The sequence below is a fragment of the Hwanghaeella sp. genome, from assembly GCF_965227365.1.
Lineage (GTDB): Bacteria > Pseudomonadota > Alphaproteobacteria > UBA8366 > Aestuariispiraceae > Hwanghaeella.
In genome coordinates this window covers 4862855-4878913 of record NZ_OZ245754.1, presented here as the reverse complement: position 1 = coordinate 4878913, position 16059 = coordinate 4862855, and the positions used below count along the sequence as shown (strand labels likewise).

The following is a 16059-nucleotide window of genomic DNA, read 5'->3' as shown; positions in this document are numbered from 1 at the left end:
GCCTTGTTGTCGGCCTCAGATGCAGCGGCCGCCGTCCACCTCCAGACAGACACCGGTCAGGAATTCCGCTTCGTCCGACACAAGAAATACTGCGGCATTGGCAATATCCGCCGGCTGACTGAAGCGACCCAACGGGACCGTGGCTTTGAAGGCAGCGCGTTTTTCCGGCGTATCCTCACCCATGAATTTGGCCAGAAGCGGTGTCTCCCCGGCGACCGGATTGATGGCGACGACGCGGATATTGTCCGTGCCGAGTTCTATGGCGAGCGAGCGCGTCGCGCCGATCGCTGCGGATTTGCTGGCATTGTACCAGACGAGCCCCGGGCGCGGCCGTACACCGGCCGTGGACGCAATATTTAGGACGACGCCCTTGTTGGGCCCGGATTGTGTCTGATTGCGAAAATGCGGCAGGACCGCATTCATCCCGAAATAGATCGATTTCACATTCACCGCGAAGATACGGTCGAATTCCTCTTCCGGAACCTGATCGACCGGCATGTTCCAATGGGTATAACCGGCATTGTTCACCAAAATATCGACCTGCCCGAAACGCTCGACAGCGGCATCGACCATCCCTTCCACGTCTTCCTTACGCGAGACATCGGCAAACTGGAATACAGCGTTCCCGGAATTGATCCCCTCGATCTCCTGGGCGACCTGTTTGCCCCATTCCTCGTTGATGTCGGCGATGACGACATTCGCGCCTTCGCGTGCATAGCTCCGCGCAATCTCAGCCCCGAATCCGCTCGCAGCACCGGTGACGACGGCGGTTTTCCCTTGCAGCCGCATATGTGGCCCCTCCCTTTCGTGATTTTCCCCGCCGATCGGTGACCGGCCTCTCCGGGCCCTGACGAACGAATAACAGCTCGCTATATGGACGGGGACGTGAACTGTGGTACACAATTGCGAGTGTAGTGTTGAAAGGGAGGTATCGCCAAGCCGCCAACGGCACGGCGATAGGATAGGTGTTTTGGCGCTGTGACCCTGCCGCGAGGCAGATCGGCCACACCCCATAAGCACCCGGGGCACATAATGGAAGCGTCCAGCAAACCAACAGTCTTGTTGATCGAAGACACGATGTCGCTGGCACGGCTGTATGAGCAGTACCTGTCCACGGTCGATGTCGACGTCCGCACCGTCGAAACCGGGCGGGAAGGACTGGATGTGATCAACCGTGACCCGCCGGATCTCGTCCTGCTGGACATTTCGCTTCCCGACATCAACGGCCTGGATATTCTCCGCCACATCAACGATCAGGCGATACAGACGACCGTTGTCGTGATCACCGCCAACGGGTCGATCAATGTCGCGGTCGAGGCGATGCGCGACGGTGCCTATGATTTCCTGGTCAAACCCTTCAACGCGGAACGCCTGCGCGTCACCGTGAAGAACGGGCTGGAGCGGCGCGCCCTCGCGGAATTGGTCGACCAATACAAGGAAACCGCCCGCGGCGCCTTCGACGCCTTTATCGGTGGCTCACCCGCCATGCAGGCGGTCTACAAAACGATCGAGGCCGCGGCCCATTCCAAGGCCACCGTCTTCATCGAAGGTGAATCCGGAACCGGCAAGGAGCTTTGCGCCGTCGCGGTTCACCGGCAGTCGACCCGTGCCCAGGGCCCTTTCATCGCCATCAATTGCGGCGCCATTCCGCGCGAATTGATGGAAAGCGAGATCTTCGGGCACAGGAAGGGCAGCTTCACCGGCGCCCACGAAGACCGCGACGGCGCCGCCAGCCTTGCCGATGGCGGAACCCTGTTTCTGGATGAAATCTGCGAGATGGACCTGGATCTGCAGACCAAACTGCTGCGGTTCATCCAAACGGGCACCTATCAACGCGTCGGCGACCCGATCGCGCGCAAAGTCGATGTGCGCTTCGTCTGCGCCACCAACAAGGATGCCATGAAGGAGGTCGAGCAGGGCCGATTCCGCGAAGACCTGTATTACCGTCTGCACGTCATTCCGATCACCATGCCGCCCCTGCGCGATCGCGGCAGCGACACGCTGGAAATCGCGCGCCGCTTTCTCATCGATTATGCGCAGGAGGAAGGAAAAGCCTTCCAGAGCTTCGACGCACAAACCGCGATGATCCTGGGCAGCTATTCCTGGCCCGGCAACGTCCGGCAACTTCAGAACATCATCCGGAACATCGTCGTTCTGAACGACGGTGAATTGGTCACACCGGAAATGCTGCCCGCGCCGCTGAACGCCGTGCAGCCGATCCAGTCCCAGATGCATGTGCCGGCGGCAGTGGACAAGGCCGCCCCCGAAACGCCGGTTGCGGCCTTGCCGCGCAGCAAGAATGAAATTCGCGAATTGTGGGAAGTCGAAAAAGAGACCATCGAAAACGCGATCGACGTGTGCGGCGGCAATATTCCGCAAGCGGCCGGCTATCTCGGCATCGCGCCGTCGACAATCTATCGCAAGCGGGCCTCCTGGCAGAACGAGGATGGGGAGCACCCAACCTCGGCGAACGGACCACACAGTCCCCAGATTCGCAGCCGCGCCTCTGGCGGTTGACCAACCGCGGTTCGGCCAATCAGGTCAGGCGGTTCTTACCCCGAAAAACAAGCCCTGAAGATCAGACGGCTCGCCGAAACCGTGCGACGAAGAAGCCGTCCATGCCGCCACGCCGATTACCGGATCGTTGCTGCCAGAATGTCGGCAGCGTGCGGACCAGACCATCCGGGCGCACGGCCTCGGGCAGGAAATTCATCTCATCGGTTCCGACCGGATCCAGGACGAGCGCCGGGTTCTCCGCCAATGCCGATTTGACGATTTCCTCACCCTCTTCCGGCAATAGGGAGCACGTTGCATAGACCAGGGGCGCCCCCGGCTTCACGAGGTTCACCGCGTGCAGCAGCATGGATTTCTGCAGGGCCGTCAGCTTGTCGCGGTCCCATCCACCCTTGCGCCAGGGCAAGTCCGGATGACGGCGAACCGTTCCGGTCGCGCTGCAGGGCGCATCGAGCAAGAGCCCGTCCAACAGTTCATCGGGCCGCCAGGCCAGTACGTCCGCCTGCACGACCGACGCGATCAGAGAGAGCCGGTCCAGGTTTTCCCGCAAACGATCGAGCCGCGGGCCGGAGGAGTCCACCGCTGTCACCGTCAAACCCGCTGCAGCCAACTGCGCGGTCTTACCGCCCGGCGCGGCGCAGAGATCGCCGACCCGGCCCGCCGCGTCTTCGCCCATCGCAGCCAAAAGCAGTTTCGCGGGCAGGGCGGCGGCCGCATCCTGGACCCACCAGGCACCGTCTCGGTAACCGGGCAGTTTGCGGACATCGCCGGCATTCCAAAGCCTCACGGACCCGGTCGGCAGAGCCGCGCCGCCCAGTTTCTCGACCCAGTCCTGCCCGTCGCCTTGTTTGATTGTCAGGTCCAATGGTGCTTCAGTCAGATGTGCCGCACCGATCTCCCGCGCTGTCGCGGCGCCATAGGCCTCGGCGCATCCCTTCCACAGCCAGCCCGGCATGTTCAGGCGCGCGGCATCCTGCGTCTGCACCGACTGGGCAGCAGCCGCCACCTTGCGCAGCACCGCGTTGACCAATCCCTTGAAGCCCGCAAGCTTTCGCTTGTCCGCAACTGCCAGCGCCGTCGATCCGGCCGCGTGCGGCGGAGTTTCCATGAACAGTATCTGTCCCGCCCCGAGACGAAGCAGGGTCAACGCCCCGCGGCCCTTGCCGGAGGGCTTGCGCGTCAGAAACCGATTCAGGACCGCGTCGATCTGGCCGAGGCGTCGCAGCACCGTCAGCACCATCATCCGCGCATGAGCAGCGTCCCGATCATTTTGCAGGCCGCGATTGCTACCTTTGCCGCGTTGAGCGGCATCGAAGGCTTCATCCAGCGATTTGCCCTGCTCGAGCACGAGGTCGAGTACGTCGAAAGCGCGCAGGCGCGCGGCGATCCCGTCGCCTGCGCCCTGATCGGTAGGGGAATGTCTCGGTGTATCCGTCATCGCGCGCATCGGTGCCCGAACAGCGGGCGGGATGCAAGCGCCAAGCGAGTTTCCGGAACGGCGGGCTTAGCCCCAGGGACGCGCCTGCAGAGGCGCCCCCGCCATCTCTTCCAACTTGCGGATACGGTTCGCCATTTTCGGATGGGTTGAGAAAAGGTTATCGACGCTGTGCGCATGCAGCGGGTTCACGATGAACATATGCGCCGTGGCCGGATTCCGTTCCGCGTCAATGTTGTCGACCCGCTTCGCACCCGCCTCCAGTTTCTGCAAGGCGCTGGCCAGCCAAAGGGGATTGCCGCAGATCTCAGCGCCGATTTTGTCGGCTTCGTATTCCCGCGTCCGGCTGATCGCCATCTGGACCAGCATCGCTGTGAAGGGCGCCAAGAGCGCGACCAGCAGTGCGCCAATCCCACCCAAGGGCGAATTGCGGTTGCCGCCGAACATACCCAGGAACATGGCCATATTGGCCAGCATGCCGACCGCGCCCGCAATAGTCGCGGTGACCGTCATGGTCAGCGTGTCACGATTTCGGACATGGGCGAGTTCATGCGCCATGACGCCGGCGATTTCCTCGCTGTTCAGCATCTGCAACAACCCGGATGTCGCGGCGACGGCCGCATTTTCCGGATTTCGCCCAGTCGCGAAGGCATTCGGCTGCGGATTGTCGATGATATAAACCTTCGGCATCGGCATATCCGCGCGGCGCACCAACTGCTCGACGATGCCGTAAAAGCCCGGTGCGCTGTTCCGCGTCACTTCCTTGGCGCGATACATGGACAGAACGATCTTGTCCGCATTCCAATAGGCGAAGAAATTCATCGCCGCCGCGATGACGAGCGCGATCACCAAGCCGCCCTGCCCGCCGATCAGCCATCCGGCGCCCAGAAAGAGCCCGGTCATAGCCGCCAGCAAAAGGCCCGTCCGAAAGGTGTTCACCGTTCTGATCCTTCATGAAATGTTACACGCCCTTGTAGATATGCATGGCCGTCGGGGCTTCAAGACTGGAAACCGGGCGGGATTCTTGCCATATAAGGCATCATGAGCATTCTGAAAAAAGTTCTCGGCGGCGGCTCGGATGGGCCGAAACGGCCGAGCCCGGTGGAAGCCGATCTTGACCCGTTGGTGGACGCCGATGTCAAAGGCGTCGATTCGCGCCGTTTAGCGGAATTGAAGGCGGAAGAGGCCGGCCGGAAGTGGCGCGCCGAGGCGGAAGCCAAAGGCGAAGTGCCGAAGGAAATCGGCGGCCCCAAAGGCCTTGAGCCGACGCGCTACGGCGACTGGGAAAAAGCCGGACGCTGCTACGACTTCTGATTCAGCCGCCTAATCCTTCGGTTAGCGTCGGCCGCCGGCGAGCTTTATTGCGTCCGGATGGGCTCTCAACCGACCCATCGCGATGACCCCCAGATAGGGACCGATCGCAAGAAAGGCGAAGGACCACTGCCAGCCGACCAGATCGGCCATCACCGGCACAAGGTGGATGGTGCCGACCGTCAGCAAGAACCCCAGACAGGTCTGAACCGTCACCATAGTGCCGATCAGCCATGGATCCGAGAGTTCCATGACGGATGAGGAGAACTGCGCGCTGTCGGCCACGACGGTGATTCCCCAGATCACGAAAAGCGGGGTCACGATCCAGGGCGACAGGCCGAAAACGAAGCCGCTGGCCAGGGCGCAAGTACCGCTTATCCCCATCGCGAGCATTGTCAGGGTGGTGCGCCCCAAGCGGTCCGCGAAGAGCCCGCCCGCGATGCTGCCGACCGCGCCGGAGGCAACGGTCGTGAAAGCGAGCGCCATGGACCACAGGACCGGCTCCTCGACGCCGGGCGTCTGTCGAAAACTTTCCAGCAGGAAGACACCGGCCCAAGCCCATAGCGCGTAGAGTTCCCACATATGGCCGAAATAACCGAGATTCGCGAGGCGGAGACTAGGTTTGGTCCAAGCCTGAAAAGCGAATTGCGGGCGGAAGGCTGCTGCCCTCCGGACCGCCGGACCGGGTCGTACGAACAAAATCAGGGCAGCGGCCGCCACCGCGGCGCCGGAGGCAATGGCCAGGGTCAGCCGCCAGTCCAATCCGCCGGCGATATTGATCAGATGCGGCAACGCGGAGCCCAGGGTCAACGCGCCGACGAGCGAACCGACCAGGAAACCCATATCCGCCTTGGCCCATCCGGCCGCCAATTTCATACCAACCGGATAAATCCCCGCCATCGACAACCCGACCACCAAGCGCAGGCCCGGCACCAGCCAGGACGTAGGATCGACGAAAATGATCAGCGCATTCGCGCCCGCCGCCAGTAATGCGGAGCCGGCGAAGAAGCGGACCGGATTAAGCCTGTCGGCGAGGCCGAAACTGGCGCTGATCAGGGTGCCGATCACGAAGCCGACCGACACCATGCTGCTGATCAAGGAAGCGGCAGTATCGTTCAGGCCGAAATCGGCCTTCAATGACGGTATGACGGCGGTGGACGAAAACCACAAAGAGAGGGCGAGCACCTCGCACAGGATGAGCAGGGTGAGTGCGACGCCCTTCGATTGCGCCGGCGGTCGCGCCAGACCGGGCGGCGTTGGATGCGGGTTCGCCCGCGCATCGGACTGCGCGGCACTGTATCGAAAAGTCTCTTTTTCTTCCGGTCCCGTCATGCGGAGACGCTAGCGCCGCGTTGCCCGTAAAGACAATCACGCTTTCGCAAACGGTCGGGAACAGATGTCTTCCCGGAGGATGGACAAAGAACCGCGCTATTTCGGGAGATAGCCAGCCAGATTTTCCGGAAAGGCGATTCCACTGTTCAGTTTGGGGTCGGCGACGGGCGCTTCGCAAACCTGCCGGGCCGGCAGAACACCTGCCCAGACCGGTAAGGCATAGTCCTCGTCATCGTCGACCGGCGGGCCATTGCGCACCTTCGCCGAAGCCTGGTCGATCTCCATCCTGACCACGGTCGTGCCCTTCAGTTCCTGTTTTGTCGCCGGCCGGATTTCCTCCCACCGTCCCGGGAACAGGCCGTCCATCATCAGTTTCAAGGCGGCGTCCTTCTCCGCCTCTGTCTCCAATGGTGCGGCTTTTCCGAAGGCCATGACACTGCGGTAATTGGCGCTGTGATGGAACCCCGACCGCGCCATGACCCAACCATCGAACAGGCTGGCCGTGACGCAGACATCGACACCGGCCTTGACCGTCCGCAGCATCCGGCTGGCGGAAGAACCGTGCCAATAAAGCGTGTCTCCATCGCGCCAGAAGATGGTTGGCGTCACATAGGGCTGGCCCTCAACCACATAACCCACATGACAGATCTGGCAGGCATCAAGAACCGCATAGACCGCCTCCCTGTCGTAAGCGCCACGCAAGGGCGTTCTCTTGACCTTGTTGCGATCCGTGACGAGGAAAGAGTTATCAGTCATTTTTCATTTTCTGTATTTATTACAACAGACCTAGGGTCTGTTGTATTTGATAAAGGGTGTCAGAACGCCGATCCGGTCATAGAGCTGACGTGCCGTGTGGTTGAATTCCTGTGTCAGCCAATAAACGGCCGGGCAGCCTTCGGCGTCAGCCTTTTCGTAAACCGCTTCGATCAGCGCACGGCCGAGGCCCGTTCCGCGAAACGCCGGATCGACAAACAGATCCTGCAGGTAACAGCAGTTCTCGATCTTCCAGCCATGGCGATGAAACAGGTAATGCACCAGACCGGCCGGCTTGCCGTCGACCAGGGCCAGCAGGCCCCGATATTCGTTCGCAACGCCCGCATTCCCCTGCATCATCCGGTCGAAACTTGAACGATACACCTCGTCCGGCAGCACCGTTTCATAGAATTCGAGATAGCCGGTCCAAAGCCGCCGCCATTCCGCTTCGTCCCCCGGTTCGAGATACCGGATCGTGATGTCATGCCCAGAGTCAGTCATGGAACCCTCATTCTTTCAAAATCTACGCAAATCTTGGCTCCATATTGGCTTTCCCTAAAGAACCATTCTTGCCAATTCAACAGGGCCATTCTATGGAAGAATAATGACAACGAGACTTGCCCTTAGAACCACAAAGGCCGCCGTTCTGCCCATAAGCCTGGACCGGACCGCGGAGGACCCGCTGCACCGGCAGCTTTATGAACAGCTACGCGAGACGATTCTGACGGGACGCTTGCAAGCCGGGTCGCGGCTGCCTGCAACCCGAACCCTGGCGCGCGACTTGGACATTTCCCGGAACACGGTGACGGCCGCCTTCGATCAGCTGCTGGCCGAAGGCTATCTTGAAGGCCGTGTCGGGGCCGGCACCTTCGTCACCAGCGAATTGCCGGAAGAGGCTCTGTCGGTCATCGGCGGACCGGATGGCGATGGGCGTGGGACTGCGTTGCACGACATCAAATCGTCCCCCCGCCAGCGCGGGCTGTCCCGCCGCGGGACCCAGCTTGCGGGATTGCGCCGGCGGCGGACGCGGCGCGGATTGGCCTTCGCGCCCGGCGTTCCGGAGTTGCGCAATTTCCCCTTCGACATCTGGGCGCGCCTAATGGCCAGGGCCTGGCGGCGCCCGCCGATGGACCTGATGGCAAATACCGAACCCGCGGGTTACATGCCCCTGCGCCGGGCAATTGCCGATTACGTCCGCACCGCCCGCGGGGTCCGGTGCGAGGTCGAACAGGTCATCATCGTTTCGGGCGCTCAACAAGCCATCGGCCTCGCCGCTCATGTGCTGCTAGACGAAGGCGACCGCGCATTGGTCGAAGACCCCGGCTATCCCGGCGTCCGCGGGGCGCTGATGGCGGCCGGCGTGACGGCCGTGCCTACCCCGGTCGATGGGGAAGGCTTGGACATCGTCACCGGGGAAGCCAAGGCGCCGGATGCGCGTTTCGTCTGTGTCGCGCCGTCTCACCAGTACCCGCTCGGCGTTACCATGTCCTTGGCCCGGCGCCTCGCTCTACTGGACTGGGCACAGCGGGTCGACGGCTGGATCATCGAGGACGACTACGACAGCGAGTACCGATATTCTGGAAAGCCGCTGGCCGCATTGCAGGGATTGGACCGGGACAACCGCGTCGTTTATGTCGGCAGCTTTTCCAAGACCATGTTTCCGTCCCTGCGGCTGGGCTATCTCATCGTCCCGCCGGATTTGACGGATTCATTCCGCTTCGCACGGGCCGCCTTGGACGACCATCCGTCCACCGTTGCCCAGCCGGCCCTGACAGCCTTCATCGAAGATGGGTATTTCGCCGCCCATCTGCGCCGCATGCGCAAGCTTTACGCCCAACGCCAGGCATTGCTGGTTTCCGCGGTCCGGGACCATATGGACGACCTGTTGACCATCGCCCCGGCGGAGGCCGGCATGCACATCCTGGCCCGGCAGAAACCCCAACTGACAGTAAGGATGGACGACATACAGGCGACCCGCAGGGCGGAAGCCGCCGGCATCACGGTTTCCCCGCTGTCATCCTTCTTTCACGAATATCCGGCGCAACAGGGATTGATGCTGGGTTACGCGGCGGTGGACGAGGACGAGATTCCGAAAGCCGTGATACGGTTGTCGGAAGCCTTGCGGCAATAGTTCGGTATACGGAAAGGGGAGCGACTCCGCTTCCCATCCCATTCTCCGAACCGTCGCCTAGTCTTCCTGAAGCGTCGGAATATTTTCGTAGAGCTTCAAGGCTTCCGGATTGGCGAGCGCTTCCTGGTTCTTAACCGCGCGGCCGTGCACCACGTCACGCACGGCAAGTTCAGTGATCTTGCCGGACTTTGTACGCGGAATATCGTCGATCGCGACGATTTTGGCGGGCACGTGGCGCGGTGTGCAATTGGTTCGGATCCGGGTGCGAATTTCCTTCTGCAGCGCTTCCGTCAATTCTTCACCTTCGGCCATCCGCACGAACAGGACGACACGGGTATCGTTGTCCCAATCCTGTCCGATCACGATGGCTTCCAGCACCTGCGGGAAGGTTTCGACCTGGCGGTAGATTTCCGCTGTTCCGATCCGCACGCCACCCGGGTTCAGCGTAGCATCCGACCTGCCATAGACGATGATGCCGTCATGGTCGGTCAGTTCCACAAAATCGCCGTGGCACCAGATGTTGTCATATTTCTCGAAATAGGCGCCCCGGTAACGGCTGCCGTCATCGTCGTTCCAGAACATCACCGGCATGTTCGGGAATGGTTTGCAGCAGACGAGTTCACCCTTTTCGCCACGGATCGGCTTGCCGTCGTCGTCATAGACCTGAACGTCCATGCCCAGGCCGAGGGCCTGAATCTCGCCGCGCCAGACCGGCCCGTTCGGATTGCCCAGCATGAAACAGCCGACAATGTCCGTCCCGCCAGAGATCGAAGCCAACTGCATGTCGGTCTTCACCTTCTCGTAGACGAAATCGAAGCTTTCCGGCACCAGCGGGGAACCCGTCGAAGTCATTACCTTCACCGTGGAAAGATCATGGCTTTCCTTCGGCACCAGCCCGCCCTTGTTGATCGCGTCGATCCATTTGGCGGAGGTTCCGAACAGCGTCATCTTTTCCGCGTCGGCATAGTCGAACAGGATATTGCCGTCCGGCGCGAAGGGCGACCCGTCGAACAGCAACAACGTGGCTTCGCAAGCGAGGCCCGCCACCAGCCAATTCCACATCATCCAGCCGCAGGTGGTGAAATAGAAGGCGCGATCGCCCGGCTTGGTATCGGTATGGAGCATATGCTCCTTCATCTGGTTGATCAGCGTTCCGCCCGCCCCATGCACGATGCATTTCGGCACACCGGTCGTGCCGGAGGAATACATGACATAGAGCGGATGGTTGAACGGCAGTCGCACGTAGTCGATCTCGCCGGCGTCGAAACCGGCGGTGAACTCGGCGATGCTCTGCGCGCCGGCCACAGCGGAACAATCCGGTTCATCGCTGATAAGCGGCATGACGACGACCTTCTCGACACTGGGAAGGTCAGTGAGGAATTCACGAACCCGCGGCAGGCTCTCAATGGTCTTGCCGTTGTAGAAATAACCGTCGGCGGTGAACAGGACCTTCGGTTCGGTCTGACCGAACCGGTCGAGCACCCCGCGCACACCGAAATCGGGGGAGCAGGAGGTCCAGATCGCCCCCAGCGAGGTCGCCGCCAGCATGGCCGCAATTGTTTCAGGCATGTTCGGGACAAAGCCCGCCACACGGTCGCCGGGACCGACGCCGCAGGCTTTCAGCGCCTGGGAGAGTTTCGAAACCAGGGCATGGAGTTCCCCCCAGCTCATCCGGCGTTTCACCTTGTCTTCCGACCAGAAGACCAGCGCGTCGCCGTCATCCCGCCGGCGCAGCAGGTTCTCCGCGAAGTTCAGTTTCGCATCGGGAAAGAACTGGGCGCCGGGCATCTTGTCCGCATCGATCAGGACGCGCTCGCCCTTCGTTTCGGCGATGATGCCAGCGAAGTCCCAAAACGAGTCCCAGAACTTTTCCGCTTCGTTGACGGAAAACGCGTGCAACGCGGCGAAGTCCGGAAGGGTGACGCCGTACCGTGATTCAAGCTCACGCGTGAAAGCGGTCATCGTCGTTCCCGCGACCTGTTCAGCGGAGGGTTGCCACAGCGGTTTAGCGCCCGAGATGTCGTTCATGGTAAAGGGTCCCCCAAACATGGCGCGGACACAGACTTGTTCCCGCCCCATACCTTGTTGAATTTCGCGCGCTGGGATAGCACGAGCGAACGGGTGCTCCAAGTGCCCGCAATGCCGCAAGGCATCCGTCAGGCTTGCGCCCCGAGCACCCGACGGCATGGGCCTTCGGTCTTTTGACGGATATTCGTGAACGGTAAGCGCAACACAAGCCCGACTGTCTTGAGCGGCCCTGTCTGGGGCGCCGCTTGGATGATCGTATCCGCGGCCCTGTTCGCCGTCATGAACGGTTTCGTGCGTGAAGCGGCCGACCAGGGCATGCATCCGTTCCAAATCGCTTTCCTGAGATCGATCTTCGCCCTGCTGTTCATCCTGCCGTTCACGCTGAAGGGCGGCTTGGAGCAATTGAAGACCCGCCGCTGGAAACTGTACCTGTTCCGCGGCGGGGCGGCGACGACAGCGATGTTGTTCTGGATGACCGCCGTCGTATCCATCCCCCTGGCGGAAGCGACCGCGATCAGCTTCACGGCGCCGCTCTTCGCCACGATCGGAAGCGCGCTCGTCCTGAAGGAAACGGTCAGGGCACGGCGTTGGACAGCCGTCGTTATCGGCTTCACAGGCGTGTTGATCATCCTGCGTCCGGGCGCGGAAGCGTTGGAGCCTGGGGCCTTGGCCGCCGTCGGCGCGGCCTGCGGTATGGCGACAGCGGCGCTTTGTATCAAGGCGCTTACCGGGACGGAGCCCGCCGGCAGGGTGGTTTTCTATACATCGTTGATCCTGACCGTCGCGACCCTGCCATTCGCCTTGGCGGTCTGGGTCCCGATGACGGCGGAATTCTGGATCCTGGGGGTTCTGCTGGGCTTCTTCGGCGTCACCGCTCAAATGTTCCTGACCAGCAGTTTCAAGGCAGCAGACGCTTCCGTCGTTCTACCCTTCGATTACACCCGGCTGCCCTTCATCGCCCTGGTCGGTTGGGTCGCCTTCGAGGAAACAGTCGGAATCATTACCTGGGCGGGTGCTTCCGTCATCGTCGGAAGCGCGCTTTATGTCGTTTACCGAGAGCGGCAATTAGCCCGGCCGCCGACAAAACCGGAACCGCCCCACTGATGCAGGGCGGCTAAGACTCTTGCGGAGTTTCTGTTTCCGCCGTTATTCGGTGACGGCGGACAACTGCTGCGGCTGATCGCAACCGGCCGCGACCAGTTTTTCCTGGCTCTCGACGCGGGCCTGATATCCGAGCGAATAACCGGATAGCTGGATAGTGTCTTGCGACAGCAAATGCTCGTAGGTTGCGTGCATATCGGAGCAGAAACCGGCACCGAAGGACGCCATGCGGCCGGACGCCTTGTTCGCCATCCGGGTGACGAACCGGTTCAGCTCGGCGAAGCCCTTCTTCTGGCCATGCGCCTTTTCAAAATGGTTTTTCAGATCACGACCGCTGCTGACAAGACTGACCTTGTAGCGCTGAACGAAATTCCCGTACTGCTGACGCGCGTCACAAGCCAGTGCGGCAACCATCAATTCGCTTTGCAGGAAGCGAACGGCTTTCGCCTTTTCACCGCGCGGAATGCTGTCCACGTTTGCGGGGGCGACGATCATGTTCGCGCCCAGATCCTTGAAATCGGCGTCTTGTTCGCAGGCCACCTGCACACTGCCCGCAACCGCCGGCGTTGCCATGGCAACAAGGGCTAGCGTTGCCGCCATGCCGCGCATCCGGCGTGCCATCCCCTTTTGCGTTCCGTTTCCGAACGAAGTCATCAGACCTCCCCACTTCGGTGGTAACCTGCCCTCCCTCGCCGTTCAGCCAGTGGGTTTTCGACCCGTCGACGGCTTGGGAACCGCAGGACAGTACTCATAAAAAGGTTAATTTCGCAATAACGACGACATGGCCGGACAAGTATTCGCGCCACAAAAAGATCAAATTCAAGTCATTCCGCAATCAATCTGCTGCGGTTCCAGGTCCTAAGCAAGCCCGTTCATGTCGTCCAGCAAGGCGGCGATACGCCCGGAATCGGCGATTTCCATAACCAGCCGTGCCCGCCGGGCCGCGTCCGCGGTATCCAGTTTCAAGATGCGTTGCTTGACCCGCGCAAGCGCCATCGGGGACATCGACAGTTCGCGCACGCCGAACCCGAGCAACAGCGGTGTGAACCGCGGGTCGCCGGCGATCTCCCCGCAAATACTGACCGGAATTCGCGCCCGAAGCGCAGCCTGAACGGTGAATTCGATCAAACGCAGCACCGCCGGATGCAATGGATTGTAGAGATGGGCCACGCGCTCGTCCGCCCGGTCGATCGCCAGCGTGTACATGGTCAGGTCATTGCTGCCGATGGCGAAGAAATCCGCCGTCTGCGCCAAGGCATCGGCGGCCAGCGCCGCGCCAGGAATTTCAATCATCACCCCGATCGGCGGGATCTTCTCCGGCAGGTCGACACCGCGCCGCTGCAAACGCTGCCAAAGCCGTGTCACGATGTCGCGGACTTGTTTCACTTCGCCGGGGGTCGTGATCATCGGCAACAAAATGCGCACCGGCCCATGCGCCGCCGCCCTCAAAATGGCGCAGAGCTGGGCTTCGAACAGTTTCGGTTCCCGCAGTGACAGGCGGATCGCTCGTACGCCGAGGGCGGGGTTCACCGCGTCTCCGACATGGGCTTCCAGGATGGAGCCCAAGGAATAGGCGAGTTTCTCGCCCCCGATATCCAAGGTTCGGATCGTGACCGGACGGCCTGCCATGTGTTTCACCACGGCGCTGAGCGTCTGGTACTGCTCGTCCTCGTTCGGCACTTCGCTACGGTTCATGAACATGAACTCGGTGCGCAGCAGCCCGATCCCTTCGGCACCCGCAGCATCGGCCTGTTTGGCGTCACGAACCAATTCCAGATTTGCCAGCAGCGTCACCTTTGCCCCGTCGGCGGTGATTCCGGGCACGTCGCGCAGACGTTCCAGCTTCGCGGTTTCACGCAGCAGGGCCGCGCGCTTGTCTTCATAGCGCCGGGTGGTTTCTGCGTTCGGGTTGACGACAATGCGTCCGCCCTGTCCGTCGACGATCACGGTGTCGCCGGACTTCACATTCTGCAGTAAGCCGGCGGCGCCAAGCACCGCGGGAAGGCCCAGCGACCGCGCCATGATCGCCGCATGGCCCTCGGCCCCGCCCAGCACGGCGGCGAATCCGCCAACCACCGCCGGGTCCATTTGGGCCGTATCCGCCGGCGTGATTTCTTCCGCGATCAGGATCGTTCCGGCCTTGAGTTCACCGAGCGATGGCGATTTTCTTTCCATCAAATTCCTGAGAACCCGACCTCCCACTTCCCGGACATCCGTCGCCCGCGCAGCGATATAGGGGTCGTCGAGCTGTTCGAAACCGCGCGCCATATGGGTGACTTCGGTCTGCACCGCGGCTTCGGCGTTGATGCGCCCTTCCTGGATCCTCCGGCGAAAGCCGCGCACCAGCCGGGATTCGTCCAGCATGGCGCCATGCGCGTCCAGCAGATACCCCATTTCCTCCGCGGCTGCAGGTGGCAGGGTCTTTGATTTGGCCCGCAACGCTTTGAGCTGACGGCGCGATTTCGCCAGCGCCCGTTCCAGCCTTTCAACGTCGGCGTCAACGTCGCCATCGGTCTTCAAGGCATATTCCGGCACGGAAAGTGAACCGGATTCGATAACCCTGGCCGGACCGATGACAATGCCCGGCGCAACGCCGACGCCCAGAAAGGTCGCCATTTGGTTTACGGCCTCAGTTGCTTCCGGCGGCGCCTGATCGGTTTGGTCCTGGGCCTTTTTTCCGTCAGTCGGTCTCATCGAAGCCACCGGCTACCAGCCCTGACAAAGCCTGCAGCGCATCGTCGGCTTGCGGCCCTTCCGCCTCCACGCGGATGGACGTGCCCTTCGCCGCGGCCAGCATCATCAAGCCCATGATCGAGGTTCCTGTGACCGAGGTCCCGTCCTTGGTTACCGTCACTTCCGCATCATAGTCACCCGCCAGTTTGACGAATTTGGCAGCGGCACGGGCATGCAAGCCCCGCTGGTTGCAGATGGTGAGGTCGATCGGGCCGGATTTCATACTATCCCTGAAGCTTCTTGTTTTTGTGACACGCGACTGTACCGCCGCGTTTTTCTGAACGATTTGGATCAGCCCAGAAGACTGCTCGCGACATTGATATATTTCTTGCCGGCTTCCTGCGCCGCGGCGACGGCTTGGTCCATTGGTTCCGTCTCGCGGACGCTGGCCAGCTTGATCAGCATCGGCAGATTGAGGCCCGCGACCACTTCCACCCGCGCTTTGTCCATAATGGAAATCGCCAGGTTGGAGGGCGTACCGCCGAACATGTCGGTCAGGACCACGACCCCGTCGCCCGAATCCACAGCCCGTGCACCGTCCAGGATGTCCTGGCGACGCTGCTCCATATCGTCATCGGGACCGATGCAGATGGCGCGCACATCCTCCTGCGGACCGACGACATGTTCCATCGCAGCGACGAATTCCTCCGCCAACCGCCCATGGGTTACCAAAACCAGACCGATCATTCCGTCATTCTTCCCTTGAACCCGCCCCTGTTTT

General features: G+C 61.6%; 15 protein-coding genes. 4 read left to right on the top strand and 11 right to left on the bottom strand.

Annotated features, from left to right (window positions below; all coding sequences use genetic code 11):
• Window positions 1–15: 15 nt before the first annotated feature.
• Window positions 16–789 carry a glucose 1-dehydrogenase gene (locus ACQK2G_RS22375; protein WP_425407256.1) on the bottom strand — a complete coding sequence of 258 codons (774 nt, stop codon included), beginning with the start codon at window positions 787–789 and terminating at the stop codon, window positions 16–18.
• A 243-nt stretch (window positions 790–1032) separates the two neighbouring features.
• Here ACQK2G_RS22375 and ACQK2G_RS22370 point away from each other — a divergent pair, with 243 nt between their 5' ends.
• Window positions 1033–2517, top strand: a complete 1485-nt coding sequence (locus ACQK2G_RS22370) for a sigma-54-dependent transcriptional regulator (RefSeq protein ID WP_425407255.1) — start codon at window positions 1033–1035, stop codon at window positions 2515–2517.
• Window positions 2518–2578: 61 nt separating this feature from the next.
• Here the strand turns inward: ACQK2G_RS22370 and ACQK2G_RS22365 are convergent, their stop codons facing one another.
• A complete protein-coding gene (locus tag ACQK2G_RS22365; RefSeq protein WP_425407254.1) occupies window positions 2579–3952 on the bottom strand; it encodes an RsmB/NOP family class I SAM-dependent RNA methyltransferase in 1374 nt (457 codons plus the stop codon).
• Window positions 3953–4018: 66 nt separating this feature from the next.
• Window positions 4019–4888 (bottom strand): zinc metalloprotease HtpX, encoded by an 870-nt coding sequence (htpX, locus tag ACQK2G_RS22360; protein WP_425407253.1) that lies wholly within the window; start codon window positions 4886–4888, stop codon window positions 4019–4021.
• A 102-nt stretch (window positions 4889–4990) separates the two neighbouring features.
• Here htpX and ACQK2G_RS22355 point away from each other — a divergent pair, with 102 nt between their 5' ends.
• The gene (locus tag ACQK2G_RS22355; RefSeq protein ID WP_425407252.1) at window positions 4991–5263 is read left to right on the top strand and encodes a DUF1674 domain-containing protein; all 273 of its coding nucleotides are present in this window, start codon (window positions 4991–4993) and stop codon (window positions 5261–5263) included.
• A 21-nt stretch (window positions 5264–5284) separates the two neighbouring features.
• On the opposite strand, the gene ACQK2G_RS22350 is transcribed toward ACQK2G_RS22355, so the two are convergent.
• From ACQK2G_RS22350 to ACQK2G_RS22340, 3 genes are all read right to left on the bottom strand, one after another.
• Window positions 5285–6592 (bottom strand): MFS transporter, encoded by a 1308-nt coding sequence (locus tag ACQK2G_RS22350; protein WP_425407251.1) that lies wholly within the window; start codon window positions 6590–6592, stop codon window positions 5285–5287.
• A gap of 96 nt (window positions 6593–6688) precedes the next feature.
• Window positions 6689–7348: a pyridoxamine 5'-phosphate oxidase family protein gene (locus ACQK2G_RS22345; protein ID WP_425407250.1), complete on the bottom strand. Its 660-nt coding sequence runs from the start codon at window positions 7346–7348 to the stop codon at window positions 6689–6691.
• Between the two features lie 30 nt (window positions 7349–7378).
• On the bottom strand, window positions 7379–7846 hold the full coding sequence (locus ACQK2G_RS22340) for an N-acetyltransferase family protein (protein WP_425407249.1): 468 nt from the start codon (window positions 7844–7846) through the stop codon (window positions 7379–7381).
• 103 nt (window positions 7847–7949) lie between these two features.
• Between ACQK2G_RS22340 and ACQK2G_RS22335 the strand changes: the two genes are divergently transcribed.
• On the top strand, window positions 7950–9476 hold the full coding sequence (locus tag ACQK2G_RS22335) for a PLP-dependent aminotransferase family protein (protein ID WP_425407248.1): 1527 nt from the start codon (window positions 7950–7952) through the stop codon (window positions 9474–9476).
• Window positions 9477–9533: 57 nt separating this feature from the next.
• Here the strand turns inward: ACQK2G_RS22335 and ACQK2G_RS22330 are convergent, their stop codons facing one another.
• Window positions 9534–11504 (bottom strand): acetoacetate--CoA ligase, encoded by a 1971-nt coding sequence (locus ACQK2G_RS22330; protein ID WP_425407247.1) that lies wholly within the window; start codon window positions 11502–11504, stop codon window positions 9534–9536.
• Window positions 11505–11690: 186 nt separating this feature from the next.
• On the opposite strand from ACQK2G_RS22330, the gene ACQK2G_RS22325 reads away from it, so the two are divergent.
• Entirely contained in the window at window positions 11691–12608 is a 918-nt protein-coding gene (locus ACQK2G_RS22325; protein WP_425407246.1) for a DMT family transporter, read from the top strand.
• Between the two features lie 42 nt (window positions 12609–12650).
• Here ACQK2G_RS22325 and ACQK2G_RS22320 read toward each other — a convergent pair whose 3' ends face one another.
• The 4 genes from ACQK2G_RS22320 to ACQK2G_RS22305 form a co-directional block, all read right to left on the bottom strand.
• Window positions 12651–13259: a hypothetical protein gene (locus ACQK2G_RS22320; RefSeq protein WP_425407245.1), complete on the bottom strand. Its 609-nt coding sequence runs from the start codon at window positions 13257–13259 to the stop codon at window positions 12651–12653.
• Window positions 13260–13463: 204 nt separating this feature from the next.
• Window positions 13464–15299 carry a phosphoenolpyruvate--protein phosphotransferase gene (gene ptsP / locus ACQK2G_RS22315; protein WP_425407244.1) on the bottom strand — a complete coding sequence of 612 codons (1836 nt, stop codon included), beginning with the start codon at window positions 15297–15299 and terminating at the stop codon, window positions 13464–13466.
• Entirely contained in the window at window positions 15286–15561 is a 276-nt protein-coding gene (locus tag ACQK2G_RS22310) for an HPr family phosphocarrier protein (protein WP_425407243.1), read from the bottom strand. The genes ptsP and ACQK2G_RS22310 overlap by 14 nt, the downstream gene beginning before the upstream one ends.
• A 68-nt stretch (window positions 15562–15629) precedes the next feature.
• A complete protein-coding gene (locus ACQK2G_RS22305; protein WP_425407242.1) occupies window positions 15630–16025 on the bottom strand; it encodes a PTS sugar transporter subunit IIA in 396 nt (131 codons plus the stop codon).
• Between the last annotated feature and the right edge of the window lie 34 nt (window positions 16026–16059).

What these genes read in the sequence shown, in the direction of transcription:
- ACQK2G_RS22375 (WP_425407256.1), bottom strand. Translation starts at nt 789, where the DNA reads ATGCGGCTGCAAGGGAAAACCGCCGTCGTCACCGGTGCTGCGAGCGGA.
- ACQK2G_RS22370 (WP_425407255.1), top strand. Translation starts at nt 1,033, where the DNA reads ATGGAAGCGTCCAGCAAACCAACAGTCTTGTTGATCGAAGACACGATG.
- ACQK2G_RS22365 (WP_425407254.1), bottom strand. Translation starts at nt 3,952, where the DNA reads ATGACGGATACACCGAGACATTCCCCTACCGATCAGGGCGCAGGCGAC.
- ACQK2G_RS22355 (WP_425407252.1), top strand. Translation starts at nt 4,991, where the DNA reads ATGAGCATTCTGAAAAAAGTTCTCGGCGGCGGCTCGGATGGGCCGAAA.
- ACQK2G_RS22350 (WP_425407251.1), bottom strand. Translation starts at nt 6,592, where the DNA reads ATGACGGGACCGGAAGAAAAAGAGACTTTTCGATACAGTGCCGCGCAG.
- ACQK2G_RS22345 (WP_425407250.1), bottom strand. Translation starts at nt 7,348, where the DNA reads ATGACTGATAACTCTTTCCTCGTCACGGATCGCAACAAGGTCAAGAGA.
- ACQK2G_RS22340 (WP_425407249.1), bottom strand. Translation starts at nt 7,846, where the DNA reads ATGACTGACTCTGGGCATGACATCACGATCCGGTATCTCGAACCGGGG.
- ACQK2G_RS22335 (WP_425407248.1), top strand. Translation starts at nt 7,950, where the DNA reads ATGACAACGAGACTTGCCCTTAGAACCACAAAGGCCGCCGTTCTGCCC.
- ACQK2G_RS22330 (WP_425407247.1), bottom strand. Translation starts at nt 11,504, where the DNA reads ATGAACGACATCTCGGGCGCTAAACCGCTGTGGCAACCCTCCGCTGAA.
- ACQK2G_RS22320 (WP_425407245.1), bottom strand. Translation starts at nt 13,259, where the DNA reads ATGACTTCGTTCGGAAACGGAACGCAAAAGGGGATGGCACGCCGGATG.
- ptsP (WP_425407244.1), bottom strand. Translation starts at nt 15,299, where the DNA reads ATGAGACCGACTGACGGAAAAAAGGCCCAGGACCAAACCGATCAGGCG.
- ACQK2G_RS22310 (WP_425407243.1), bottom strand. Translation starts at nt 15,561, where the DNA reads ATGAAATCCGGCCCGATCGACCTCACCATCTGCAACCAGCGGGGCTTG.
- ACQK2G_RS22305 (WP_425407242.1), bottom strand. Translation starts at nt 16,025, where the DNA reads ATGATCGGTCTGGTTTTGGTAACCCATGGGCGGTTGGCGGAGGAATTC.